Origin of the sequence: Pseudomonas sp. R1-15 (assembly GCF_051132085.1) — a bacterium.
GTDB lineage: Bacteria > Pseudomonadota > Gammaproteobacteria > Pseudomonadales > Pseudomonadaceae > Aquipseudomonas.
In genome coordinates, this window is sequence record NZ_CP071660.1 from 4723363 (window position 1) to 4747879 (window position 24517).

Sequence of the window (24517 nt, forward strand, 5' to 3'; positions counted from 1 at the left end):
GCGCTTGCCTGGTTTACTGGAACAACGACTCGCTAGACAGGCCGTTCTTCTCCAGGATCTCCCGGAGGCGCTTGAGGCCTTCGACCTGGATCTGCCTGACCCGCTCACGGGTCAAACCAATCTCCAGACCCACGTCTTCAAGGGTGCTGCTTTCATGACCACGCAAGCCGAAGCGGCGGATCACCACTTCCCTTTGCTTGTCCGTGAGCTCCGAGAGCCATTGGTCGATGCTTTGGGACAAGTCATCATCCTGGAGCAACTCGCATGGATCGGTCGGACGATCGTCGGTAAGGGTGTCGAGCAGCGTCTTGTCCGAGTCTGGCCCCAGTGAAACGTCGACCGATGAGACCCGCTCGTTGAGACCGAGCATGCGCTTGACCTCGCCCACCGGTTTTTCCAGCAGGTTGGCGATTTCCTCGGGTGAAGGTTCGTGGTCGAGCTTCTGGGTCAACTCGCGGGCGGCCCGCAGGTAGACGTTGAGCTCCTTGACCACGTGGATCGGCAGCCGGATGGTCCGGGTCTGATTCATGATCGCCCGTTCGATGGTCTGGCGGATCCACCAGGTCGCATAGGTCGAGAAACGGAAGCCGCGCTCGGGGTCGAACTTCTCGACGGCGCGAATCAGGCCCAGGTTGCCCTCTTCGATCAGGTCCAGCAGCGAAAGCCCACGATTGACGTAGCGTCGGGCGATTTTCACCACCAGGCGCAGGTTGCTTTCAATCATGCGTTTTCGACCCGCCGGGTCGCCACTTTGCGACAAGCGCGCAAAATGAACTTCTTCCTCGGGGGAGAGCAGTGGTGAGAAGCCGATTTCGTTGAGGTACAGCTGAGTGGCGTCCAGCGCCCGGGTGTAATCGATGTACTTATGTTGTTTAAGTGAAGCGGAGTGTTTGGATTTGGCACGAACGGAAGGTGGAGTCGCCCCTTCATCATTCGACATCGAATCCATAGCGATGCCGGTCTCCATAAGGAGGACCTCATCGTCGATGTCAAACTCCGGCACTTCTTTACTGAGAGCCATTGTTATAGTCCTTTGGTGAGTTCGACCTCAAGCTCAAGCGACGCCTTTATCCTTGGCAACGCTGGAGCCTGTTCCCTCTACGCGACGGAACAGGCTGACAAGCAAATCAACGACGTGGCAGGAATTGCAGCGGATCCACAGGTTTACCTTGTCGGCGAATCTCAAAATGCAGTTTCACTCGATCCGTACCCGTTGAGCCCATTTCGGCAATTGTCTGTCCGACCTTGACCTGCTGCCCCTCCCGAACCAACAGCCTGCGGTTGTGACCGTAGGCACTGACGTAGGTATCGCTGTGTTTGATGATCACGAGTTCGCCGTAGCCCCTTAAACCACTCCCGGCGTACACGACCGTGCCATCAGACGCTGCCAAAACAGGCTGTCCCAAATCCCCGGCGATATCAATTCCTTTATTCAAACTACCGTTTGAAGAGAATTTTCCAATGAGAACGCCATTAGAAGGCCATCCCCAGCCGGTCGGGGCGGGGCCCGCCGGAGGCATCGGAGCGGGTGCCGGCTTGTTCGCGACGGACGGTACAGTCGCCGTTGCGGCACCGGCCGGACGACGGATAACCGTGGTTTTGCTCGAGGATGACGGGGTCGAACCCGACTGCGTCACGACCGCGGTAGGCGTTGAGGCACTGCGACCGTCAAAGCGAATTGTCTGACCCGGATGGATCGTATAAGGCGCAGGAATGTTGTTGCGAGCCGCGAGGGCTTTGTAGTCCCAGCCGTAGCGAAACGCGATGGAAAACAGCGTATCGCCGCGACGGACTACATACTGGCCGGTCGTCACTGTAGGCCGTTGCGGTGTCGCATTGTTGCGATCGACCACCCGGACATTACCCGACGGAGTACTGGAACAACCGACCAGCAAGGTACTCAAGAGAAGGCCAGTCACCAGGCGCTTGAAGCTCGTGATACCCATACGCTGCGCAATGACTGTGAGACTCACCCGCCGCTCCCTTTGTGGTGGCTGAAAAAATTGCACACTGCCTGTCCAGGCAGAAATATTGCCCCGTGGCGAGCCGACACCACGCTTCCATAAAGGAAGCGCGAAAAGCTGCCGCACACGTTTGCTCGACGCTGTTGAACGCTGTTTGGCAAACCAGCGCTTGTCGAACTACTGCTGCCGTAAGACACATGTCGTGCCCCGGAATTCAGCGTCTGTCTATAAATGCTCAGGCCAATGGCCCGTTGAGCAACGGCACGAAACGCACCGCCCCGAGGACGTGTCGTGAAAAACCGTGTTCTTCACGCACAATCAACATCAGTTGCTGGACTTCGCCCGCACCCACCGGAATCACCAGTCGCCCGCCGGGAGCGAGTTGGTCCAGCAGGGCCTGGGGAACATCGGTGGCAACGGCCGTGACGATGATGCCGTTATAAGGCGCCAGTGCCGGCCAGCCTTCCCAACCGTCGCCCCAGCGAAACACCACGTTGCGCAGGTTCAGCTCCACCAGGCGCTCCTTGGCGCGATCCTGAAGGACCTTGATTCGCTCCACGGAAAACACCCGCTCCACCAACTGCGACAATACCGCGGTCTGGTAACCCGAGCCTGTGCCGATCTCCAGCACCTTGTCCAGCGGCCCCGCCTCCAGCAGCAACTCGCTCATGCGAGCCACCATGTAGGGCTGGGAAATGGTCTGGTTGTGGCCGATCGGCAACGCCGTGTCTTCATAGGCGCGATGGGCCAGCGCTTCATCGACGAAAAGATGACGCGGCGTACGGCGAATCACCTCGAGCACCTGGGCGTTGGACAAGCCTTCTTCGTACAGCCGCTGGATCAACCGTTCCCGGGTCCGCTGGGAGGTCATGCCAATTCCGCGGCGCAGCATATCGTCTTGTTCACGACCCATCAGCGCAGCCCCTCCAGCCAGCCATCGAGACTTCGAAAGGCATCGTTGAAAGTGCGATCGAGCTGCAAGGGTGTGATCGAGACATAGCCCTGCATCACTGCATGGAAGTCGGTGCCAGGCCCGCCATCTTCGGCATCACCAGCAGCGGCGATCCAGTAGCCGGCCTTGCCGCGCGGGTCGACAACATGCATCGGCCTGGCGGCACGGGCGCGGTGGCCCAGGCGAGTGAGCTGGATGCCACGGATATGATCAAGCGGCAGATTCGGGATATTCACGTTCAGCACCGTACGCGGCGGCAGGTCCAGTTCGCCGTGGGCCTGCACCAGTTTGCGGGCGAAGTAGGCGGCAGTGGGCAAATTGTCGACCTGCCGTGAAACAAACGAAAAGGCAAACGACGTATGGTTGAGGAAACGACCTTCCAGGGCGGCGGCGACCGTTCCGGAATACAGTACGTCATCGCCCAGGTTGGCCCCCAGATTTATCCCGGAGACCACCATGTCGGGCTCGCGCTCCAGCAGGCCGTTCAGGCCCAGATGCACGCAATCGGTCGGCGTGCCGTTGAGGCTGATGAAACCGTTGTCCAGGTAGCAGGGATGCAGCGGACGGTCGAGCGTCAGCGAGCTGCTCGCGCCGCTTTTGTCCTGGTCCGGGGCGATGACCACGCACTCGGCAAAATCCGCCAGCGCAGCATAAAGCGCGGCAAGACCGGGTGCTGTCACCCCGTCGTCGTTAGAAATCAGAATACGCATGGGCTGTCCGTCTGCCCCACCGGCACCAGATCGACGAGTTCGCGCACCAAGACAGTGGCGAAACATCCGGCCGGCAGGACGAATTCCAATTGCAGAATGTCAGGCGAGGGATAATGCCACGACAGCCCGCCAATGGGCAGTCGCAGGATGCGACGTTCGTGACTCATTCCCGCGTTTATCAACCAGTCCCGCAGATCGGCCTCGTCCGCGGCGATGGCCTGCTCCAATTCGAAGGTTGCCCCGGCGGCGGGCGAAGGTCCTTCGCCCCACTGCGGCCCGGTCGGGTGCAGATCGAGAATGGCCAGGCGCGGATCGCTGCACTCAGCCTCACCGGCAGGGAAAAAACTGCGGCTGTCGGTAAAGGCGAGCAAGTCGCCCACCTGGGCTTGCCGCCAGGTACCGTCGGCGACTCGCGCCGCCAGCACCCGGTTGAACAGAAAGCTGCGCGCGGTGGACAACAGCCGAGAACGCACGTTGCGCTGCTCCGGCAAAGCCTTGCGCGCCGCCCAGGCACGGGCATCGACGACATTGCCACCGTCATGGCCAAAGCGCTGGGCACCAAAATAATTCGGAATGCCTTGAAGGGCGATGTGTTGCAGACGTGTCTCGATAGCCTCTTTGTCGCCCGAGAATTGGGTCAGGCGCAAGGTAAAGCCATTGGCCGAGTGCGCGCCGCGCTGCAGCTTGCGTCTGTGGCGTGCGGTCTTGAGGATCTTCAGCGTATCGTTTTCTGCCGTCGACAGGTCCGGGTCGGCCTTGCCGGGCAACTGCACGCTGAACCATTGCCGGGTCAGGGCCTGACGATCCTTGAGCCCGGCGTAGCTGACCGTGCGCAAAGGCACGCCGGCGGCCTTGGCGATTCGCCGGGCAGCCTCCTCGGTATTCAAGCCGCGTTTTTCCACCCAGATCCACAGATGCTCGCCATCACCGGACAACGGGATATCAAGCACTTCGTCGACCTGGAAGTCCTCGGCGGTAGCCTTCAGTACCGCACGGCCCAATGTCTCACCGTAGGCCCGTGGGCCCAAGAGTTCCAGTTCGGTCATGGGCGCTGCAACAAGGCGACGGAATGGACGGCGATACCTTCTTCGCGACCAACGAAACCAAGCTTCTCGGTCGTGGTGGCCTTGACGTTCACCTGGTCCAGCTCAACTTGGAGATCCTCGGCAATCCGCTGGCGCATCGCTTCGATGTGCGGCGCCATCTTGGGGGCCTGGGCAATAATGGTGTTGTCGACATTGGCGACGACCCAGCCCTTGGCGTGGATCAACGCGACCACGTGGCGCAGCAGTACGCGGCTGTCGGCGCCCTTGAATTGCGGGTCGGTGTCCGGGAAATGTTTGCCGATGTCGCCCAGGGCAGCCGCGCCGAGCAGAGCGTCGCTCAAGGCGTGCAGCAACACGTCACCGTCAGAATGCGCAAGCAGCCCGAAGCCGTGTGCGATACGCACGCCGCCCAGAGTAATGAAGTCGCCTTCAGCGAAACGGTGAACATCGTAGCCGTGGCCAATACGCATAAAAAAACGCCCCGATTTTTGTCAGGGCGTGATTCTACCTGCATTAGGCGTTCAGAGCGCGCGCATGATGCTGCAAGTGTTCATCAATAAAGCTGGCGATGAAGAAATAGCTGTGGTCGTAGCCTGCTTGCAGGCGCAACTCCAGCGGATGACCGGCCGCTTTGGCCGCCTGCTGCAGCGCTTCGGGCTTGAGCTGATTGGCCAGGAAATCATCGCGATCACCCTGATCCACTAGCAGTGGCAGCTTTTCCTGCGCCTCGGCGATCAATGCACAGGCATCCCACTCACGCCATTTCGAGCGGTCTTCCCCCAGGTAACGGGAAAAAGCCTTCTGCCCCCACGGGCAATCCATCGGGTTGTTGATTGGCGAAAAAGCCGACAACGAACGGTAGCGCCCAGGGTTGCGCAAGGCGCAGACCAGCGCGCCATGGCCGCCCATGGAATGACCGCTGATGCCGCGTTTATCCGAGGCAGGGAAATGTGCTTCGACCAGCGTCGGCAATTCCTGCACCACATAATCATGCATCCGATAGTGCCGCGCCCAAGGATCCTGCGTGGCGTTCACATAAAAACCCGCGCCCAGGCCGAAATCCCACGCGCCGTCCGGATCGCCCGGCACGTCGGCGCCACGGGGGCTGGTGTCCGGCGCAACGATGATCAGCCCCAACTCGGCGGCCATGCGCTGGGCACCGGCCTTGTGCATGAAGTTTTCATCGGTGCAGGTCAGTCCGGACAACCAGTACAGCACCGGCAGCTTGCCGCCCTGCTCGGCTTGCGGCGGCAGGTAGACGGCAAAGACCATGTCACAACCGAGCACTTCGGAACGGTGGCGGTAACGTTTGTGCCAGCCGCCGAAGCTTTTCTGGCAGGAGATGTTTTCCAGGCTCATGACCGACCTCAGAAATGAATAACGGTACGGATGCTCTTGCCTTCGTGCATCAGGTCGAATGCCTTGTTGATATCTTCCAGGCCCATGGTGTGGGTGATGAAAGTATCCAGCGGGATCTCGCCCTTTTCGGCCATTTCCACATAGCTTGGCAACTCGCTGCGACCACGCACGCCGCCAAAGGCCGAACCGCGCCAGACGCGGCCGGTCACCAGCTGGAATGGACGGGTGGCAATTTCCTGGCCGGCCCCGGCCACGCCGATGATCACCGACTCGCCCCAGCCCTTGTGGCAGCATTCCAGCGCGGCGCGCATCAACTGGACATTGCCGATGCATTCAAAGGAGAAGTCCACGCCGCCATCGGTCATGTCGACGATAACTTCCTGGATCGGGCGATCGAAGTCTTTCGGGTTGACACAATCGGTCGCGCCGAGCTGCCTGGCGATTTCGAACTTGGCCGGGTTGATGTCGATAGCGATGATGCGCGAGGCCTTGGCTTTCACCGCGCCGATCACTGCCGACAGGCCGATGCCGCCCAGGCCGAAGATTGCCACGGTGTCCCCTGGCTTGACCTTGGCGGTGTTGAGCACGGCGCCGATGCCGGTGGTGACGCCGCAGCCCAGCAGGCAGACTTTTTCCAGCGGCGCTTCTTTTGGAATCTTCGCTACGGAGATTTCCGGCAGCACGGTGTATTCAGAGAACGTCGAAGTGCCCATGTAGTGGAAAATCGTCTCGCCCTTGTAGGAAAAGCGCGAAGTGCCGTCCGGCATCAGGCCTTTGCCCTGGGTGGCGCGAATCGCCTGACACAGGTTGGTCTTGCCCGACTTGCAGAATTTGCACTGGCCGCACTCCGGTGTGTACAGCGGAATCACATGATCCCCCACCGCCACCGAAGTCACGCCTTCGCCAATCGCCTCGACGATCGCGCCGCCTTCATGACCGAGGATCGACGGGAAGATCCCCTCCGGGTCGGCGCCCGACAACGTGTAGGCGTCGGTATGGCAAACGCCCGAAGCCACCACGCGCAACAGCACCTCGCCGGCTTTCGGCATGGCGACGTCGACTTCAACGATTTCCAGGGGTTTCTTGGCCTCGAAGGCAACGGCGGCGCGCGACTTGATCATTCGGATTCTCCGGCAAATAAAAACAAGACCGGGAGTGTAATCCTTCGCCGAACGATGAATAATCCAACCAAAAGCAAAACATTATTGCTGTATAGGGACAATCCTCGATGTCTGACAATCGCTGGGAAGGCATCGACGAGTTCGTCGCCGTGGCCGAATGCAGCCAGTTCACCGCGGCGGCCGAGCGCCTGGGGGTTTCGTCTTCTCACATCAGTCGACAAATCGTACGGCTGGAAGAGCGTCTGCAGACACGATTGCTCTATCGCAGTACCCGGCGTGTGACCCTCACCGAGGCTGGTCAGACTTTTCTGCAGCATTGCCAACGCCTGCAGGACGGACGCGAGGAAGCGCTGCGGGCGGTGGGTGATCTCACCAGCGAACCCAAGGGCATGCTGCGGATGACCTGCGCCGTGGCCTACGGCGAGCGCTTTATCGTGCCGCTGGTGACGCGGTTCATGGGGCTGTACCCGCAACTGCGAGTAGACATCGAACTGAGCAATCGCCCACTGGACCTGGTTCACGAAAGTCTTGACCTGGCGATTCGCCTCGGCCGCCTGCAGGACTCGCGCCTGGTCGCGACACGCCTGGCGCCGCGGCGCATGTACCTCTGCGCTTCACCGTCCTATCTGGAACGCTACGGTCGGCCCCACAGTGTGTCGGAACTGAGCCGTCACAACTGCCTCATCGGCAGCTCCGACATTTGGCAACTGGAGCAGAACGGGCGGGAATTTTCTCAACGGGTGCAGGGAAACTGGCGTTGTAACAGTGGGCAAGCGGTGCTTGATGCGGCGCTTCAAGGCGTGGGTTTGTGCCAGTTGCCGGATTATTACGTGCTTGAACATCTGCACAGCGGTGCGCTGATCTCTTTGCTGGAGGCTCATCAGCCGCCGAACACAGCGGTTTGGGCACTGTACCCGCAGCAGCGACATCTGTCGCCCAAGGTGCGCAAGTTGGTGGATTATTTGAAGGAGGGGTTGGCTGAGCGGCCGGAGTATCGGGGGTGACAGTGGTTTTTGTGTTGCCTGAGCAATTGCTATCGCGAGCAGGCTCGCTCCCACAGAGGTTTTTGGTTGTACCCAACATTCATGGCGACTGAAGATCCAATGTGGGAGCGAGCCTGCTCGCGAAGACGGTCAGGAAGACGCCTCCAGCGCTCAATGCCGATTCGCCCAGCGCTGGCGCAACCACTCCAGGTCTTCCGGCCGGGTGACCTTGATGTTGTCCGATCGCCCTTCGATCAACCGAGGCGCCTGCCCCGCGCATTCCATGGCCGAAGCTTCGTCGGTGATCAGTGCATCCGCCACCAGGCTGTCGGCCAGGGCCCGATGCAAGGCGCCGAGGCGGAACATCTGTGGCGTGTAGGCTTGCCAGATCACGCTGCGATCGATCGTTTCCAACACACGGCCATGCTTGTCGACGCGCTTGAGCGTATCGCGGGCGGGCACTGCCAAGAGTCCTCCGACCGGATCGTTCGCCAGCTCATGGAGCAATGTGTCGAGATCGCCCCGCGCCAGATTGGGCCGCGCGGCGTCATGCACCAGGACCCAATCGAAATCGTCGGCGCCGTGTTCATGAAGATGCAACAAGGCATTGAGCACCGAATCGGAACGCTGCTCACCGCCGTCCACACGCTGGATTCGAGGATCGCTGGCACAGGCCAGTGTCGGCCAGTAAGGATCATCCTGTGCAACGCTGACCACCACGCCCTTGACGGTTGGGTGGTCGAGAAAGCAGCCAAGGCTGTGTTCGAGAATGGTACGTCCGCCCAGCTGCAGATATTGCTTGGGACGGTCCGCGGCCATGCGGGCACCAACGCCCGCGGCAGGAATCACGGCCCAGAAGGCCGGCAAACGAATACTCATTGGGCCAACTGGTAGAGGGTTTCGCCCTCCTTGACCATGCCCAGCTCATGTCGAGCCCGCTCTTCAACGGTCTCCATGCCTTTTTTCAGCTCTGTCACTTCGGCGTCCATTACCCGGTTACGCTCCAGCAGCGCCTCGTTTTCAGCGTGCTGGTCGGCAATTTGCTGAGTCAGGTCGGCCACTTGCGCCAGGCTGCCATTCCCCACCCACAGGCGGTACTGCAAGCCGGCCAGCAAGAGAAGCAAGACAAGGAACAACCAATTGGGACTGCGCATCGAATATCAGTATCCAGTGAAAAAAGACCGCCATGCCAAACTTGAAGGTCTGATAGCACGAAGCCTGGAAAATCCAGGCTTGTGCTTGATAAGGCATCAGATTAGAGGCAAAACCGTCGCCTTGGCGACCTTTGCGACACAATCCGCTGTCTTTTTACCATTTACCGCTTAGCCGCGAAACTCGGCACGGCCGTTGTACTTGGCCTTGCCGTTCAACTGCTCTTCGATACGCAGCAGTTGGTTGTACTTGGACACGCGGTCGGAACGGCACAGGGAACCGGTCTTGATCTGGCCTGCCGCAGTACCCACGGCCAGGTCGGCAATGGTCGAGTCTTCGGTTTCACCGGAACGGTGGGAGATGACCGCGGTGTAGCCGGCAGCCTTGGCCATCTGGATGGCTTCCAGGGTTTCGGTCAGGGTACCGATCTGGTTGAACTTGATCAGGATCGAGTTGGCGATCTTCTTGTCGATGCCCTCTTTCAGGATCTTGGTGTTGGTCACGAACAGGTCGTCACCCACCAGCTGGGTTTTCTCGCCGATCTTGTCGGTGAGGATTTTCCAGCCTGCCCAGTCGGACTCGTCCAGGCCATCTTCGATGGAGATGATCGGGTAGCGCTCGGTCAGGCCCTTGAGGTAGTCGGCAAAACCTTCGGCGGTGAACACCTGGCCTTCGCCGGACAGGTTGTATTTACCGTCTTCGAAGAACTCACTGGCCGCGCAGTCCAAGGCCAGGGTCACGTCGGTGCCCAGCTTGTAGCCAGCGTTGGCCACGGCTTCGGAGATCACTTTCAGCGCGTCTTCGTTGGACGCCAGGTTCGGCGCGAAGCCGCCCTCGTCGCCAACCGCAGTGCTCAGGCCACGAGCCTTCAGCACAGCTTTGAGGTGATGGAAAATCTCGGTGCCCATACGCAGGCCTTCGGAGAAGGACTTGGCGCCGACCGGCTGGACCATGAACTCCTGGATGTCGACGTTGTTATCGGCATGCTCGCCGCCGTTGATGATATTCATCATCGGCACCGGCATCGAGTAGACGCCCGGGGTACCGTTCAGGTTGGCGATGTGCGCGTACAGCGGCAGGTCCTGGTCCTGGGCGGCAGCCTTGGCGGCGGCCAGGGAAACGGCGAGGATCGCGTTGGCGCCCAGGGTCGCTTTGTTTTCGGTACCGTCGAGTTTGATCATGGCCTGGTCGAGGGCTTTCTGGTCGGCAGGGTCCTTGCCCAGCAACAGGTCACGGATCGGACCGTTGATGTTGGCGACGGCCTTCAGCACGCCCTTGCCCAGGTAACGGCTCTTGTCGCCATCACGCAGCTCCAGCGCTTCGCGCGAGCCAGTGGAAGCACCGGACGGCGCGCAGGCGCTGCCGATGATGCCGTTGTCGAGAAGCACGTCCGCTTCGACAGTGGGGTTGCCACGGGAGTCGAGAACTTCACGACCTTTGATGTCGACGATTTTTGCCATTGTTGTGAACACTCCAAAGTTGACGAAAACGACGCAGCGATAGGAAATCTTTTACCGTCGGCGGGTACAGAGCAGCGGGCAGGCTCGCCGACGATAACGCCCGGCCCGCAGGCCAGAGCGTTTATCGAGCGGTACTTTACCGGAGAAAGCCGTGTTACGCGGTTTCTATCGTCGGAAAACCCTTGACCAGCTCGTCCAGCGCCTTGAGCTGAGACAGGAAAGGTTCCAGCTTGTTCAAGCGCAGGGCACAAGGGCCGTCGCACTTGGCGTTGTCCGGATCAGGGTGGGCTTCGAGGAACAGGCCCGCCAGGGACTGGCTCATGCCGGCCTTGGCCAGGTCGGTTACCTGGGCGCGACGACCGCCGGCGGAATCGGACCGACCACCGGGCATCTGCAGCGCATGAGTAACGTCGAAGAACACCGGGTACTCGAACTGCTTCATGATGCCGAAGCCGAGCATGTCCACCACCAGGTTGTTGTAGCCGAAGCTCGAACCGCGCTCGCAGAGGATCAGTTGATCGTTGCCGGCCTCTTCGCACTTGCTCAGGATGTGTTTCATTTCCTGGGGCGCGAGGAACTGGGCTTTCTTGATGTTGATCACCGCGCCGGTCTTGGCCATCGCGACCACCAGGTCGGTCTGGCGCGACAGGAAGGCCGGCAGTTGGATGATGTCGCAGACCTCGGCGACAACCGCGGCCTGGTCAGGCTCGTGCACGTCGGTGATGATCGGCACGCCGAACGCTTGTTTGATGTCCTGGAAGATCCGCATGCCCTCTTCCAGGCCCGGACCACGGTAGGACGTCACGGATGAACGGTTGGCCTTGTCGAAGCTGGCCTTGAACACGTAAGGGATGCCCAGCTTCTGGGTGACCTTGACGTATTCCTCACAGACCTGCATTGCCATGTCGCGGCTTTCCAGCACGTTCATGCCGCCGAACAGCACCATGGGTTTGTCGTTGGCAATCTCGATGTCGCCGACGCGAATGATCTTCTGGGCCATGGTCTTATGCCTTCTTCTGGTGTTGAGCCAAAGCGGCTTTGACGAAACCGCTGAACAACGGATGACCGTCACGCGGTGTCGAGGTGAACTCCGGGTGGAACTGGCAAGCGACGAACCACGGGTGATCCGCGGCCTCGACCACTTCAACCAACGCACCATCACCGGAGCGGCCGGAGATTTTCAGGCCGGCTTCGATCAGTTGTGGCAGCAGGTTGTTGTTGACTTCATAGCGGTGGCGGTGACGCTCGACGATCACGTCCTTGGCGTAGCAATCGTGCACCTTGGAGCCAGCTTCAAGCAGGCATTCCTGGGCACCGAGGCGCATGGTACCGCCCAGATCGGAAGTTTCGGTACGCACTTCGACCGAGCCGGTGGCGTCTTCCCACTCGGTGATCAGGCCCACGACCGGGTGGCCGCTGGCGCGATCGAATTCGGTGGAGTTGGCGTCCTTCCAGCCCATCACATTACGCGCGAACTCGATGACGGCCACTTGCATGCCCAGGCAGATACCCAGGTAAGGCACCTTGTTCTCACGAGCGTATTGCACCGCGGTGATCTTGCCTTCCACGCCCCGCAGGCCAAAGCCGCCCGGCACGAGGATCGCATCGGCGCCTTCGAGCAGGCCGGTGCCCTGGTTCTCGATATCTTCGGAATCGATGTAGCGCAGGTTGACCTTGGTGCGGTTGCTGATGCCGGCATGGCTCATCGCCTCGATCAGCGACTTGTAAGCGTCCAGCAGCTCCATGTACTTGCCGACCATGGCGATGGTGACTTCGTGCTCCGGGTTCAGCTTGGCATCGACCACCGCGTCCCATTCGGACAGGTCGGCACTGGCGCATTGCAGGCCGAAGCGCTCGACGACGAAGTCATCCAGGCCCTGGGAATGCAGGATGCCGGGGATCTTGTAGATAGTGTCGGCGTCTTCCAGGCCGATCACCGCACGCTCTTCGACGTTGGTGAACTGGGCGATCTTGCGGCGCGAGGAAATATCGATCGGGTGGTCGGAGCGGCAGATCAGCACGTCCGGCTGCAGGCCGATGGAGCGCAGTTCCTTGACCGAGTGCTGGGTCGGCTTGGTCTTGGTTTCACCGGCGGTAGCAATGTACGGAACCAGCGTCAGGTGCATCAGCATCGCGCGCTTGGCGCCGATTTCGAAACGCAGCTGGCGGATGGCCTCGAGGAACGGCTGGGATTCGATATCGCCCACGGTACCGCCGATCTCGACCATCGCCACGTCGGCGTCGCCGGCACCCTTGATGATGCGGCGCTTGATTTCGTCGGTGATGTGCGGAATGACCTGGATGGTCGCGCCCAGGTAGTCACCCCGACGCTCCTTGCGCAACACGTGCTCGTAGACACGGCCGGTGGTGAAGTTGTTGTTCTGGGTCATGGTCGTGCGGATGAACCGCTCGTAGTGGCCCAGGTCCAGGTCGGTCTCGGCGCCGTCGTGGGTGACGAACACTTCACCGTGCTGGAACGGGCTCATGGTGCCCGGGTCGACGTTGATGTACGGGTCCAGCTTGAGCATGGTGACCTTAAGTCCCCGCGCCTCCAGGATGGCCGCCAATGAAGCCGAGGCAATGCCTTTCCCCAATGAAGAAACAACACCGCCCGTGACGAATATGTAGCGCGTCATGAAAAACCCTAGAAGTCTGCGTTAAAGCGGTCCGAGCCGCCGGGGAGAGCGAAGGAAGGCCGAAGCCCCCGATCACCTGCATTAATCACAGTGCACCTTTCAAAAAAACCGCCGCGTCGGGACAGACCGGAGGTGAAATCACCGGTACGTTGCTCGCTACACATTTTTTGGAATCGCCCAGCAAAGACTGCTTGGTAATCGGCAACTCCTGCAATTCAGGCGAATCCACAGAAGTTGTATCAAGAAGGGAGCGTAGTCTACCGGAAAGCCCCTTTCAGCTCAAACCCAGATCTTGGCTTCCTGGCGTCCAGATCAATTGCCAGCTGCCATCAACCTGCGCGTCGAGCCCGGCCAGATTGGCCACCGCCAATAATTGTTCACCTTGATAAAGCAGCGGCAATCGACCACGGACGAACGCCGGCAGGCCGCTTTCATTGAGCAGGCGCTTGAGATCACGGTGACCACGGCCGGGAACGTCAAGCACTTCGCCGCCTTGGCGATAACGAATACAGAGTGGGCCGACGGGGCCCTTGCCGCGCAGGATCACCCTGCCGTTATCGGGCAATGACAAGGGTTGATCAACCCGCGCCCAGGCTACGGAGCCCGAGACCGGGCGCAGCCAGTGGTCGGATAACCACCAGACTCTTGCACCGGCCCGGTGCAATTCGCCGCCGGCCAGTCGCCAGATCGGGCGGGCGTCCTCTTGCGCGTCACGCAGTGAGTCCCAGCCGACCCAATGATCGCTGTCGGGAAGGGTCGTCAGCGGCGCCAGCCAATGACTCAGCGCATTGCGCTGGCGAGCCGGCGAGAGGGCCCGCAATGGCGCCAGTTCAAGCGACTGCAGCCCGAGCCAGTCGAATGTGCCCGGGATGCGGGCGCGGTGCAGATCGAGCTGCGCCAGCTCGTCCAGCAAGCCCTGGGCCTCGCTCAAATGCGCGGCGCTGCGGGCCAGGGTCAACGACGCTTGGGGCCACTGCGCAGACAACACCGGGAAGACCCGCTGGCGCAGGTAATTGCGCGCGTACCCGAGATCGTTATTGGAGGGATCCTCGATCCAGTCCAGGCCTTGCTCCGCCGCGTAGTTTTCCAACTCTGCCCGGGACACGTCGAGTAATGGCCTCAGCAAATGCCCCTGACCCAAGGGACGCTGCCGGGGCATCGCCGCCAAGCCCCTCGCCCCTGCCCCGCGCAGCAAACGAAACAACAGGGTTTCTGCCTGATCATCACGATGCTGGCCAGTGAGCAACACTTCGTTGCCCTGCGTCGCGGCAATGAACGCCGCATACCGCGCGTCACGGGCGGCTCGTTCGATGCTGGCGCCGGGGCGGACCTGCACACTGACCACCTCCAGAGGCACGCCAAGGGCTGCGCAAACCCGACGACAATGTTCAGGCCAGGCATCGGCCACAGCCTGGAGGCCATGATGGACGTGGATGGCGCTCAGTGCAGGCAACGAATGGTTTTTCGAAAGGGTCGCGAGCAGATGCAACAGGACAGTGGAATCGAGGCCACCGGAGAAAGCGATGCGCCAGGTGGCGGCGTTGCGCCAGGGGGATAGTTGGGTGAGGAGCCGGGCCGTCAGGTCAATGGTGGGTTGATTCATGGAAACTGGCCTTCACACAAAGCAAATGTGGGAGCGAGCCTGCTCGCGATGGCGGTGTATCAGTCAACTCATCTGTTGAATGTCAATCCGCTTTCGCGAGCAGGCTCGCTCCCACATGGGTGTTGCAGTCGGATCAGAGACCGTAGCTCATCAACCGCTCGTAGCGACGCGCCAGCAGCGCGTCGTTATCGAAGTTCTTGAGCATCGACAGCTGGGAGCTCAGCTCCGCACGAATCAGCGCTGCGGCCGCGGCCGGGTCGCGATGGGCGCCGCCCACTGGCTCGCTGATCACCTTGTCGACGATACCCAGGCCCTTCAGGCGTTCGGCGGTGATGCCCATGGCTTCTGCGGCGTCGGGTGCCTTCTCGGCGGTTTTCCACAGGATCGAGGCGCAGCCTTCCGGCGAGATCACCGCGTAAGTGGAATATTGCAGCATGTTCAACTGGTCGCAGACGCCGATGGCCAACGCCCCGCCGGAACCGCCTTCGCCGATCACGGTAGCGATGATCGGGGTCTTCAGGCGAGCCATCACGCGCAGGTTCCAGGCAATCGCCTCGCTCTGGTTGCGCTCTTCGGCGTCGATCCCCGGGTAAGCGCCCGGCGTGTCGATGAACGTCAGGATCGGCATCTTGAAGCGCTCGGCCATTTCCATCAGGCGGCAGGCCTTGCGGTAGCCTTCCGGACGCGGCATGCCGAAGTTGCGGCGTACTTTCTCGCGCACTTCGCGGCCTTTCTGGTGGCCGATGATCATTACCGGCTGGTCATCCAGACGGGCGACACCGCCGACGATCGCGGCGTCATCGGAGAAGTGACGGTCGCCGTGAAGCTCATCGAACTCGGTAAAGATGTGTTCAATGTAGTCCAGGGTGTAGGGACGACGCGGATGCCGCGCCAGACGCGCGATCTGCCAGCTGGTCAGCTTGCCGAAGATGTCTTCGGTCAGCGTGCGGCTTTTGTCCTGCAGCCGAGAGATTTCATCGCCGATATTCAGCGAATTGTCGTTACCGACCAAGCGCAACTCTTCGATCTTGGCTTGAAGGTCGGCGATCGGCTGTTCGAAATCTAGAAAATTCGGGTTCATAGGCGTCCGTCTTGGGTCGACGTCCAAGTGAGCTTGGGCCGGCCGGTTGTCTATTCGCGCCTACCTTAAGGGAGAGGCGCGTTCAGGTCGAGATTAAAAATTCGAGTCGAGGTCAGGGGCGCTCCAGGTTCAGGAGTGGCCCCTGGCCGTCAACGGTATTGGAGGAAGACGTTGTCTTTGCCGAACTGGTCACGCAAGGCTTGAATCAACGCATCCGCCGGGTCGATCCGCCAGCCCTCGCCGAACTGCAGCACGGCCTTGGCATCGGGGCGCACGTACTCCATGGTGATCGGGCACGCACCACGGTGGCGCTTGAACAACTCGCCCAACCAGCGTAGCTGATCGCCTTTGAGGTCCTGGGTCTGCAACTTCAGGCGCAGGCTCTCGGCCAGGTTGGTACGGGCATCCTCCATGCTCATCACCCGCTTGACCCGCAGCCGCAGGCCACCGGAGAAGTCGTCGTTGCTGACCTCGCCTTCCACCACAACCATTGCATCCGTCTGCAACAGCGACTGCGCCGAATGGAACGCATCGGCAAACAACGACGCTTCGATACGCCCGGAGCGGTCGTCGAGGGTGATGAAGCCCATCTTGTCGCCCTTTTTGTTTTTCATTACCCGCAGGGCGATGATCATGCCGGCGACGGTTTGCGTATCGCGAGCGGGCTTCAGGTCGATGATGCGCTGGCGAGCGAAGCGGCGGATTTCGCCCTCGTATTCGTCGATCGGATGGCCGGTCAGGTACAGGCCCAAGGTATCTTTCTCGCCCTTGAGGCGCTCCTTGAGGGTCAGCTCCTTGGCCTTGCGATGGTTGGCATACACATCGGCGTCTTCCTCGACAAACAGCCCGCCAAACAGGTCGGCGTGGCCGCTGTCGTGGGTACGGGCGGTCTGTTCAGCAGCCTTGATCGCCTCCTCCATCGCCGCCAGCAACACCGCGCGGTTGCGGTCGATATTGGCCTGGTAGGCCTTGGGCTCATCCTGGAAGTACGGGCCCAAGCGGTCCAGCGCGCCACTGCGGATCAGCCCGTCGAGGGTGCGCTTGTTGATGCGCTTGAGGTCGACCCTCGCGCAAAAATCGAACAGGTCCTTGAACGGCCCGTCCTGGCGCGCTTCGGTGATCGCCTCCACCGGCCCCTCGCCCACGCCCTTGATCGCGCCAAGACCGTAGATGATGCGGCCTTCGTCGTTGACCGTGAATTTGAACTCCGAAGCGTTCACATCCGGCGCGTCGAGGCGCAACTTCATGGTCCGCACTTCTTCGATCAAGGTCACGACCTTGTCGGTGTTGTGCATGTCCGCCGAGAGTACCGCGGCCATGAACGGCGCCGGGTAGTGCGCCTTCAGCCACGCGGTCTGGTACGAAACCAGGCCATAGGCGGCGGAGTGGGATTTGTTGAAGCCGTAGCCGGCGAACTTTTCCACCAGGTCGAAGATGTTGCCCGCCAGGTCCGCATCGATGCCGTTGTTCGCACAACCCTCGATGAAACCACCGCGTTGCTTGGCCATCTCCTCGGGCTTTTTCTTACCCATGGCTCGACGCAGCATGTCCGCGCCGCCGAGGGTATAACCGGCCATCACCTGGGCAATCTGCATCACCTGTTCCTGATACAGGATGATGCCGTAGGTCGGCGCCAGTACCGGCTTGAGGCCGTCGTACTGGTAGTCGGGGTGCGGGTACGCCAGCTCGGCGCGCCCGTGCTTGCGGTTGATGAAGTCATCGACCATGCCCGATTGCAGAGGGCCCGGACGGAACAGGGCCACCAGTGCGATCAGGTCTTCGAGGCAGTCGGGCTTGAGCTTCTTGATCAGCTCCTTCATGCCGCGCGATTCAAGCTGGAACACCGCGGTGGTTTCGGCTTTTTGCAACAGGCTGTAGGTCGGCTTGTCGTCCAGCGGAATAAACGCGATGTCCAGCGGCTCTTCGCCGACCTTGGCCCGGTCGCGGTTGATGGTCTTGAGCGCCCAATCGATGATCGTCAGGGTCCGCAGGCCGAGGAAGTCGAACTTCACCAGGCCGGCCGCCTCGACGTCATCCTTGTCGAACTGGGTCACCAGGCCGTCGCCCTCTTCGTCGCAATAGATCGGCGAAAAGTCAGTCAGTTTGGTCGGCGCGATCACCACGCCACCGGCGTGCTTGCCGACGTTACGCACCACGCCTTCGAGCTTGCGCGCCATCTCCCAGATTTCCGCCGCTTCTTCATCGACCTTGATGAAATCGCGCAGGATCTCTTCCTGCTCGTAGGCTTTTTCCAGGGTCATGCCGACTTCGAAGGGGATCATCTTCGACAGGCGATCCGCCAGGCCGTAGGACTTGCCCTGCACCCGAGCCACGTCACGCACCACCGCCTTGGCGGCCATGGAACCGAAGGTGATGATCTGGCTTACCGCGTTGCGGCCGTACTTCTCGGCGACGTAATCGATCACCCGGTCGCGACCGTCCATGCAGAAGTCGACGTCGAAGTCGGGCATGGAGACCCGTTCCGGGTTGAGGAAACGTTCGAACAGCAGGTCATATTCCAGCGGGTCGAGGTCGGTGATCTTCTGCACATAGGCCACCAGCGACCCGGCACCCGACCCCCGCCCTGGGCCGACGGGCACGCCGTTGCTCTTGGCCCACTGGATAAAATCCATCACGATCAGGAAGTAACCGGGGAAGCCCATCTGGATGATGATATCCAGCTCGAAATTCAGCCGGTCGACATAGACCTGGCGCTTGGCTTCGTAATCTTCGGTGGTGTCCTTGGGCAGCAGGACCTTGAGGCGCTCGTCCAGGCCGTCGAACGACACCTTGCGAAAATACTCATCGATGGTCATGCCATCGGGAATCGGGAAGTTGGGCAGGAAGTGTTTGCCCAGCTTCACTTCGATGTTGCAGCGCTTGGCAATCTCGACGGTGTTTTCCAGCGCTTCGGGCAGGTCGCTGAACAGCTCCGCCATCTCCTCGGCGCTCTTGAGGTACTGCTGGTCGCTGTAGTTCTTTGACCGACGAGGATCATCAAGGGCCCGCCCCTCACCGATGCAGACGCGGGTTTCGTGGGCTTCGAAATCTTCCTGCTTGATGAACCGCACGTCGTTGGTCGCCACCAGCGGCGCGCCCAGCTTGTCGGCCAGGGCCACGGCGGCGTGCAGGTGCTCTTCGTCATTCGGACGGTTGGTGCGTTGCACCTCGATATAGAAGCGGTCCGGGAACACCGTCATCCAGTCGCGAGCCAGTTGCTCGGCTTCCTCGGTGTTGTCGCTGAGCAGGGCCAGGCCGATCTCACCTTCCTTGGCCGCCGACAGCATGATCAGGCCTTCGCTCGCCTCGGCCACCCACTCGCGCTCGATGATGATCGAGCCATTGCGCTGGCCCTCGATAAAGCCGCGGGAAATCAGCTCGGTGAGGTTGCGGTAGCCGACGGCGTTCATCACCAGCAGGCTGATACGGCTCAGCGGCGCATCCGGATCCTTGTTCGCCAGCCACAGGTCGGCACCGCAGATCGGCTTGATCCCGGCGCCCATGGCGTTCTTGTAGAACTTGACCAGCGAACACATGTTGTTCTGGTCGGTAACGGCCACGGCAGGCATGTTCATGCCGACCAGGGTCTTGACCAATGGCTTGATCCGCACCAGGCCGTCGACCAGGGAATATTCAGTGTGCAGGCGTAGATGAACGAATGAAGCCGGCATAGTGATCCTGCGTTAAGTCATGAAAACAACAAGGCCCGGATTGTACCGGGCCTTGGGTAAAACATCAGCCATGAGCGGTCAGCCTGACAAAAGCCTGCATCAGGAAACCAGAGCCTGACTACTCACAATCAAGCCTTCGCGAGCTTCATAGGCCAGCCGCACCGGGGCGAACGAGCGCCGGTGGATGGGCGTCGGCCCGAGGCGCGCCAAGGCTTCCAGATGAACGGGGGTCGGATAGCCCTTGTGGCTGCCGATGCCATAGCCCGGGTAGATCAATTCGAACGCGGCCATTTCCCGGTCGCGACTGACCTTGGCCAGAATCGACGCCGCTGCGATAGCCGGCACCTTCCCGTCGCCCTGGATGACCGCTTCAGCGCGCATCGACAGCTGGGGGCAACGGTTGCCGTCGATCATCGCCAGCTTCGGCGTGATGTGCAGGCCGTGTACCGCCCGCTGCATCGCCAGCATGGTGGCATGCAGGATGTTCAACTCGTCGATCTCTTCGACCTCGGCCCGGGCAATGCACCAGCTCAAGGCTTTTTCGCAGATCTCGTCGTAGAGTTTTTCACGCCGGGCCTCGGTGAGCTTCTTGGAGTCATCGAGCCCCAGGATTGGCCGCTTCGGATCGAGGATCACCGCCGCCGTCACCACCGCACCGCACAACGGGCCACGGCCCACCTCATCGACACCCGCAACCAACTCTTCGACTTCGGCGACCAGGTTGAAATCCAGGCCCATCTGCAGCTTCACGTTGCTCATCGTCTGGCGCCGATCAAGGTCAGTACCGCGTCTGCTGCCTGGTTGGAGGCATCGCGACGCAAGGTACGGTGGATTTCGTCAAAGCCCCGGGTCTGTTCCTCGCCGCCATCGATCAACGGCAAAAGCGTGCTGGCCAGGGACTCGGCGGTCGCGTCATCCTGCAGCAGTTCAGGCACCAGCAGGCGCTGGGCCAGCAGGTTCGGCAGGGAAACGTAAGGGCTCTTGACCATGCGCTTGAGAATCCAGAACGTCAACGGCGCCAGGCGATAGGCAACCACCATCGGGCGCTTGTACAACAATGCCTCAAGGGTAGCAGTGCCGGAAGCAATCAACACGGCATCGCAGGCCGCCAGCGCTTGATGCGATTGGCCGTCAAGCAGCGTGACCGGCAAATCGCGGTCGGCCAGGAGCGCTTCGAGCTGGACCCGCCGCTGTGGACTGGCGCACGGCACGATGAATCGTACGTCCGGACGCATCGCCCGCAGACGCTCGGCGGCGTCGAAGAACAGCCCGCCCAGGCGACTCACTTCGCCGCCTCGGCTACCGGGCATCAACGCCACCAGCGGGCCCGCGGCCAGGCCCAGCGCCTGGCGAGCCACCTCGCGGTCCGCCTCCAGGGGAATGGTGTCGGCCAGGGTGTGACCGACAAATCGCACGGGCACGCCTTTTTCTTCGTAGAACCGGGCTTCGAACGGCAGCAGCGTGAGCATCAGGTCGCAGCCCTCGCGGATCTTCAACACGCGCTTCTGTCGCCAGGCCCAGACCGACGGGCTGACGTAATGCACGGTCTTGATCCCGGCCTGGCGCAGCTTGAGTTCGATATTGAGGGTGAAATCCGGCGCATCGATACCGATGAACACATCCGGTTTTTCTTCGATCAGCGTCTGGATCAGCTTCTTGCGCCGGGCCAGCAGCTCACGCAAGCGGCCGAGCACTTCCACCAGTCCCATCACCGACAGGCGCTCCATCGGGAAGTAGGACACCAGTCCCTCGGCTTCCATCAATGGCCCACCCACCCCGATGAACTCGACCGCCGGGTGCTGCGCCTTGAGCGCGCGCATCAGCCCGGCGCCCAGGATGTCACCGGAAGCTTCGCCCGCCACCAGTGCGATACGCAGGTTCGCCATGATCAGCGGGTGATGCCGCGGGTCGAAGACAGGATGGAATCGCGGAATATTGCGACTTCCGGAAACTGTGCCGCTGCCTCGGCCAGTTCGGCGAGCGCCTGCTCGACCGTCAGGCCCTGGCGATACACAACCTTGTAGGCGCGACGCAGGGCAGTTATGGCCTCTTCGCTGAAACCACGCCGACGCATGCCTTCGAAGTTCATGCTGCGAGCCTCGGCCGGATTGCCGAACACCGTGACATAGGCAGGGACGTCCTTGCCGATGGCAGTGCCCATGCCGGAGAAGCTATGGGCGCCAATGTGGCAATACTGGTGGACCAGGGTGAAACCGGACAGGATCGCCCAGTCGTCCACGTGCACATGTCCAGCCAACGCGGTGTTGTTGACCAGGATGCAATGGTTGCCGATGACACTGTCGTGGCCGATGTGGGCATAGGCCATGATCAGGTTATGGTCGCCCAGCGTCGTTTCGGAACGGTCCTGGACGGTGCCACGGTGAATCGTCACGCCTTCGCGGATCACGTTGTGATCGCCAATCACCAGGCGGGTTTCTTCACCTTTGTACTTGAGGTCGGGCGTGTCCTCGCCTACCGATGAGAACTGGTAGATGCGGTTGTGCCGGCCGATCCGGGTCGGCCCCTTGAGGATCACATGGGGCCCGATCACCGTGCCCTCGCCGATTTCCACACCTGCACCGATGATCGACCAAGGGCCAACCTCGACATCGGCGGCCAGCACGGCCGTCGGATCGATGATTGCGCGAGGGTCAATCAAACTCATAGCTTGCGTTCCGCGCAGATGATTTCAGCGGAGCAGACCGGCTTGCCATCGACCGAAGCCTGGCATTCGAATTTCCAGATCTGGCGCTTGCAACTGATAAACCTGGCTTCGAGGATCAACTGATCGCCCGGAGTGACCGGCTGGCGGAAGCGCAGCTTGTCGGAGCCAACAAAGTAGTAAAGCGTACCGTCGGCAGGCTTCACGTCGAGCATTTTGAAACCAAGGATCCCGGCAGCCTGAGCCATCGCCTCGATGATCAATACGCCCGGCATGATTGGATGCGCGGGGAAGTGACCATTGAAGAAGGGTTCGTTGATGCTGACATTCTTGTAGGCGCGAATGCGCTTGCCTTCAACATCCAGGTCCACGACCCGATCCACCAGCAGGAACGGGTAACGGTGAGGCAGGTATTCGCGAATCTCGTTGATGTCCATCATTTCGGGGGGAAGCCTATGTAAAGATTGGGAGCGCACGATTGACGCGCACCCCGCTAGCAAATCAAGGAGGCCAGGGCCTAGCGGCTGTGCACACTTGATATGGAAATGGTATCAGCCATCTGATGAAGCATTACCGCCAGGGGTCACGTCCCCTACACGCTTTTCCACCTGCTTGAGGCGCCGCGCGATGTCGTCGAGCTGGCGGATACGCGCCGCGCTCTTGCGCCACTCGGCTGCCGGTTGCATGGCTGTGCCGGAAGAATAGGCACCCGGCTCGGTAATCGAGTGGGTCACCATGGTCATCCCGGTCAGGAACACGTTGTCACAGATATCGATATGGCCCACCAGGCCCACGCCACCGGCGAGCATGCAGTGCTTGCCGATTTTGGTACTGCCGGAGATGCCCACGCAGGCGGCCATGGCGGTGTGGTCACCGACCTGGACGTTGTGGGCGATCTGGATCTGGTTGTCGAGCTTGACGCCATTACCAATGACGGTATCGGCCAGCGCGCCACGGTCGATGGCGGTGTTGACGCCGATCTCCACGTCATCGCCGACGGTTACGCCACCGATCTGGGCAATCTTTTGCCAGACGCCTTTCTCATTGGCAAAACCGAAGCCTTCGCCACCGAGCACTGCGCCAGACTGGATCACTACACGCTTGCCGATGCGCACATCGTGATACAACGTCACCCGGGGCGCCAGCCAGCCACCTTCGCCGATCTCGCAGCGCGCGCCGACGAAGCAATGGGCGCCCAGCGTCACACCGGCGCCAATCCGGGCCGCGCCTTCAATCACGACAAACGGGCCAACGCTGGCCGAAGGATCCACCACGGCGTCCGCCGCGATCACTGCAGTCGGGTGAATACCGGCAGCCGACTTGGGCTTGGGATCGAACAGATGGGAAATCCGCGCATACGCAAGGTAGGGGTCGGCCACGATCAGCGAATCACCGGCAAACCCTTCGGCATCACCGGCCTTGAGCAACAGCGCGGCAGCCCGGCTATCAGCCAGGTATTTGCGGTATTGAGGATTTGCCAGGAAGCTCAACTGAGCTGGGCCAGCCTCTTGCAAAGTGGCTAGCCCAGTGATGACCTTCTCCGGGTCGCCACGCAGGGTGGCGCCGAGGAACTCGGCCAACTGGCCGAGCTTGATAGTCGCTGTCATGGATTACTTCAGCTGATTCATGCGCTCGATAACCTGGCGCGTGATGTCGTACTGAGGCTTGACATCAATCACTGCACCACGCTCGAACACCAGGTCAAAACCACCCTTCTTGATGACTTCTTCCACAGCGCTGTCGAGTTTCGGCTTGAGCTGCTTGAGCATTTCGCGGTCGGCAACGGCTTTCGCTTCGTTCAGTTCCTTGGACTGGAACTGGAAGTCACGGGCCTTTTGCTTGAATTCAAGCTCCAAACGCTCGCGCTCACCCTGGGCCATTTTGTCGCCACCGGCCACCAGACGATCCTGGATACCCTTGGCGCTGCTTTCCAGGCCTTTGAGCTTGGTCAGTTGCGGGCCGAATTTTTTCTCCGCGTCCACAGCGTATTTCTTCGCCGCGTCGGATTCCAGCAGAGCCATCTGATAGTTCAGGACGGCGATCTTCATGTCGGCAAAAGCCGGACCTGCGACCAGTACGGTCGCCAGGAGAACCAATTGAGTCAACTTACGCACGAT

23 protein-coding genes are annotated in these 24517 nt (G+C 60.9%); 1 reads left to right on the forward strand and 22 read right to left on the reverse strand.

What is annotated here, in order from left to right; genetic code table 11:
* Positions 1–13: 13 nt before the first annotated feature.
* From rpoS to J3P97_RS21315, 8 genes are all read right to left on the reverse strand, one after another.
* Positions 14–1021: an RNA polymerase sigma factor RpoS gene (gene rpoS / locus J3P97_RS21280; RefSeq protein WP_003198289.1), complete on the reverse strand. Its 1008-nt coding sequence runs from the start codon at positions 1019–1021 to the stop codon at positions 14–16.
* 106 nt (positions 1022–1127) lie between these two features.
* The gene (locus tag J3P97_RS21285; RefSeq protein ID WP_305499117.1) at positions 1128–1973 is read right to left on the reverse strand and encodes a peptidoglycan DD-metalloendopeptidase family protein; all 846 of its coding nucleotides are present in this window, start codon (positions 1971–1973) and stop codon (positions 1128–1130) included.
* A gap of 226 nt (positions 1974–2199) precedes the next feature.
* Positions 2200–2835: a protein-L-isoaspartate(D-aspartate) O-methyltransferase gene (locus J3P97_RS21290; RefSeq protein WP_161796107.1), complete on the reverse strand. Its 636-nt coding sequence runs from the start codon at positions 2833–2835 to the stop codon at positions 2200–2202.
* A gap of 41 nt (positions 2836–2876) precedes the next feature.
* Entirely contained in the window at positions 2877–3626 is a 750-nt protein-coding gene (surE, locus tag J3P97_RS21295; RefSeq protein WP_305499115.1) for a 5'/3'-nucleotidase SurE, read from the reverse strand.
* Positions 3614–4672 (reverse strand): tRNA pseudouridine(13) synthase TruD, encoded by a 1059-nt coding sequence (gene truD / locus J3P97_RS21300; protein WP_434572140.1) that lies wholly within the window; start codon positions 4670–4672, stop codon positions 3614–3616. Before truD ends, surE begins: the two co-directional genes overlap by 13 nt.
* The gene (gene ispF / locus J3P97_RS21305) at positions 4669–5142 is read right to left on the reverse strand and encodes a 2-C-methyl-D-erythritol 2,4-cyclodiphosphate synthase (protein WP_305499111.1); all 474 of its coding nucleotides are present in this window, start codon (positions 5140–5142) and stop codon (positions 4669–4671) included. Before ispF ends, truD begins: the two co-directional genes overlap by 4 nt.
* Before the next feature lie 43 nt (positions 5143–5185).
* On the reverse strand, positions 5186–6031 hold the full coding sequence (gene fghA, locus J3P97_RS21310; RefSeq protein ID WP_434572137.1) for an S-formylglutathione hydrolase: 846 nt from the start codon (positions 6029–6031) through the stop codon (positions 5186–5188).
* An 8-nt stretch (positions 6032–6039) separates the two neighbouring features.
* Positions 6040–7152, reverse strand: a complete 1113-nt coding sequence (locus tag J3P97_RS21315) for an S-(hydroxymethyl)glutathione dehydrogenase/class III alcohol dehydrogenase (protein WP_214915574.1) — start codon at positions 7150–7152, stop codon at positions 6040–6042.
* 107 nt (positions 7153–7259) lie between these two features.
* Here J3P97_RS21315 and J3P97_RS21320 point away from each other — a divergent pair, with 107 nt between their 5' ends.
* On the forward strand, positions 7260–8156 hold the full coding sequence (locus J3P97_RS21320) for a LysR substrate-binding domain-containing protein (protein WP_092330626.1): 897 nt from the start codon (positions 7260–7262) through the stop codon (positions 8154–8156).
* A 150-nt stretch (positions 8157–8306) separates the two neighbouring features.
* Here the strand turns inward: J3P97_RS21320 and ispD are convergent, their stop codons facing one another.
* The 14 genes from ispD to J3P97_RS21390 all read right to left on the reverse strand — a co-directional run bounded on the left by ispD (position 8307) and on the right by J3P97_RS21390 (position 24514).
* A complete protein-coding gene (gene ispD / locus J3P97_RS21325) occupies positions 8307–9014 on the reverse strand; it encodes a 2-C-methyl-D-erythritol 4-phosphate cytidylyltransferase (protein WP_434672717.1) in 708 nt (235 codons plus the stop codon).
* Positions 9011–9289, reverse strand: a complete 279-nt coding sequence (ftsB, locus tag J3P97_RS21330; RefSeq protein ID WP_003184873.1) for a cell division protein FtsB — start codon at positions 9287–9289, stop codon at positions 9011–9013. Before ftsB ends, ispD begins: the two co-directional genes overlap by 4 nt.
* Before the next feature lie 168 nt (positions 9290–9457).
* Positions 9458–10747, reverse strand: coding sequence for a phosphopyruvate hydratase (eno, locus tag J3P97_RS21335; protein WP_258631378.1), 1290 nt, complete (start codon positions 10745–10747; stop codon positions 9458–9460).
* Positions 10748–10901: 154 nt separating this feature from the next.
* Entirely contained in the window at positions 10902–11747 is an 846-nt protein-coding gene (gene kdsA / locus J3P97_RS21340; RefSeq protein WP_041022908.1) for a 3-deoxy-8-phosphooctulonate synthase, read from the reverse strand.
* Positions 11748–11751: 4 nt separating this feature from the next.
* Positions 11752–13383, reverse strand: a complete 1632-nt coding sequence (locus J3P97_RS21345) for a CTP synthase (RefSeq protein ID WP_434572132.1) — start codon at positions 13381–13383, stop codon at positions 11752–11754.
* 274 nt (positions 13384–13657) lie between these two features.
* Positions 13658–14986 (reverse strand): tRNA lysidine(34) synthetase TilS, encoded by a 1329-nt coding sequence (tilS, locus tag J3P97_RS21350; protein WP_434672718.1) that lies wholly within the window; start codon positions 14984–14986, stop codon positions 13658–13660.
* Between the two features lie 133 nt (positions 14987–15119).
* On the reverse strand, positions 15120–16067 hold the full coding sequence (locus tag J3P97_RS21355) for an acetyl-CoA carboxylase carboxyltransferase subunit alpha (RefSeq protein ID WP_434572128.1): 948 nt from the start codon (positions 16065–16067) through the stop codon (positions 15120–15122).
* 149 nt (positions 16068–16216) lie between these two features.
* Positions 16217–19738, reverse strand: a complete 3522-nt coding sequence (gene dnaE, locus J3P97_RS21360) for a DNA polymerase III subunit alpha (RefSeq protein WP_305499098.1) — start codon at positions 19736–19738, stop codon at positions 16217–16219.
* A 99-nt stretch (positions 19739–19837) separates the two neighbouring features.
* Positions 19838–20482 (reverse strand): ribonuclease HII, encoded by a 645-nt coding sequence (gene rnhB, locus J3P97_RS21365; protein WP_305501184.1) that lies wholly within the window; start codon positions 20480–20482, stop codon positions 19838–19840.
* 11 nt (positions 20483–20493) lie between these two features.
* Complete coding sequence (lpxB, locus tag J3P97_RS21370; RefSeq protein WP_434672719.1) at positions 20494–21624, reverse strand: lipid-A-disaccharide synthase; 1131 nt, start codon at positions 21622–21624, stop codon at positions 20494–20496.
* Between the two features lie 2 nt (positions 21625–21626).
* The gene (lpxA, locus tag J3P97_RS21375) at positions 21627–22403 is read right to left on the reverse strand and encodes an acyl-ACP--UDP-N-acetylglucosamine O-acyltransferase (protein WP_434572124.1); all 777 of its coding nucleotides are present in this window, start codon (positions 22401–22403) and stop codon (positions 21627–21629) included.
* Complete coding sequence (gene fabZ / locus J3P97_RS21380) at positions 22400–22840, reverse strand: 3-hydroxyacyl-ACP dehydratase FabZ (RefSeq protein ID WP_008154051.1); 441 nt, start codon at positions 22838–22840, stop codon at positions 22400–22402. Before fabZ ends, lpxA begins: the two co-directional genes overlap by 4 nt.
* 111 nt (positions 22841–22951) lie before the next feature.
* Positions 22952–24007, reverse strand: coding sequence for a UDP-3-O-(3-hydroxymyristoyl)glucosamine N-acyltransferase (gene lpxD, locus J3P97_RS21385; RefSeq protein WP_434601714.1), 1056 nt, complete (start codon positions 24005–24007; stop codon positions 22952–22954).
* A gap of 3 nt (positions 24008–24010) precedes the next feature.
* On the reverse strand, positions 24011–24514 hold the full coding sequence (locus tag J3P97_RS21390; RefSeq protein ID WP_003184901.1) for an OmpH family outer membrane protein: 504 nt from the start codon (positions 24512–24514) through the stop codon (positions 24011–24013).
* Positions 24515–24517 lie beyond the last annotated feature (3 nt).

Coding starts and splice junctions, on each gene's coding strand:
- fghA (WP_434572137.1), bottom strand. CDS start 6,031: ATGAGCCTGGAAAACATCTCCTGCCAGAAAAGCTTCGGCGGCTGGCAC.
- truD (WP_434572140.1), bottom strand. CDS start 4,672: ATGACCGAACTGGAACTCTTGGGCCCACGGGCCTACGGTGAGACATTG.
- kdsA (WP_041022908.1), bottom strand. CDS start 11,747: ATGGCCCAGAAGATCATTCGCGTCGGCGACATCGAGATTGCCAACGAC.
- ispD (WP_434672717.1), bottom strand. CDS start 9,014: ATGAGTATTCGTTTGCCGGCCTTCTGGGCCGTGATTCCTGCCGCGGGC.
- fabZ (WP_008154051.1), bottom strand. CDS start 22,840: ATGATGGACATCAACGAGATTCGCGAATACCTGCCTCACCGTTACCCG.
- rpoS (WP_003198289.1), bottom strand. CDS start 1,021: ATGGCTCTCAGTAAAGAAGTGCCGGAGTTTGACATCGACGATGAGGTC.
- lpxB (WP_434672719.1), bottom strand. CDS start 21,624: ATGGCGAACCTGCGTATCGCACTGGTGGCGGGCGAAGCTTCCGGTGAC.
- ispF (WP_305499111.1), bottom strand. CDS start 5,142: ATGCGTATTGGCCACGGCTACGATGTTCACCGTTTCGCTGAAGGCGAC.
- ftsB (WP_003184873.1), bottom strand. CDS start 9,289: ATGCGCAGTCCCAATTGGTTGTTCCTTGTCTTGCTTCTCTTGCTGGCC.
- J3P97_RS21320 (WP_092330626.1), top strand. CDS start 7,260: ATGTCTGACAATCGCTGGGAAGGCATCGACGAGTTCGTCGCCGTGGCC.
- J3P97_RS21355 (WP_434572128.1), bottom strand. CDS start 16,067: ATGAACCCGAATTTTCTAGATTTCGAACAGCCGATCGCCGACCTTCAA.
- J3P97_RS21315 (WP_214915574.1), bottom strand. CDS start 7,152: ATGATCAAGTCGCGCGCCGCCGTTGCCTTCGAGGCCAAGAAACCCCTG.
- J3P97_RS21345 (WP_434572132.1), bottom strand. CDS start 13,383: ATGACGCGCTACATATTCGTCACGGGCGGTGTTGTTTCTTCATTGGGG.
- eno (WP_258631378.1), bottom strand. CDS start 10,747: ATGGCAAAAATCGTCGACATCAAAGGTCGTGAAGTTCTCGACTCCCGT.
- J3P97_RS21290 (WP_161796107.1), bottom strand. CDS start 2,835: ATGACCTCCCAGCGGACCCGGGAACGGTTGATCCAGCGGCTGTACGAA.
- dnaE (WP_305499098.1), bottom strand. CDS start 19,738: ATGCCGGCTTCATTCGTTCATCTACGCCTGCACACTGAATATTCCCTG.
- surE (WP_305499115.1), bottom strand. CDS start 3,626: ATGCGTATTCTGATTTCTAACGACGACGGGGTGACAGCACCCGGTCTT.
- lpxD (WP_434601714.1), bottom strand. CDS start 24,007: ATGACAGCGACTATCAAGCTCGGCCAGTTGGCCGAGTTCCTCGGCGCC.
- lpxA (WP_434572124.1), bottom strand. CDS start 22,403: ATGAGTTTGATTGACCCTCGCGCAATCATCGATCCGACGGCCGTGCTG.
- tilS (WP_434672718.1), bottom strand. CDS start 14,986: ATGAATCAACCCACCATTGACCTGACGGCCCGGCTCCTCACCCAACTA.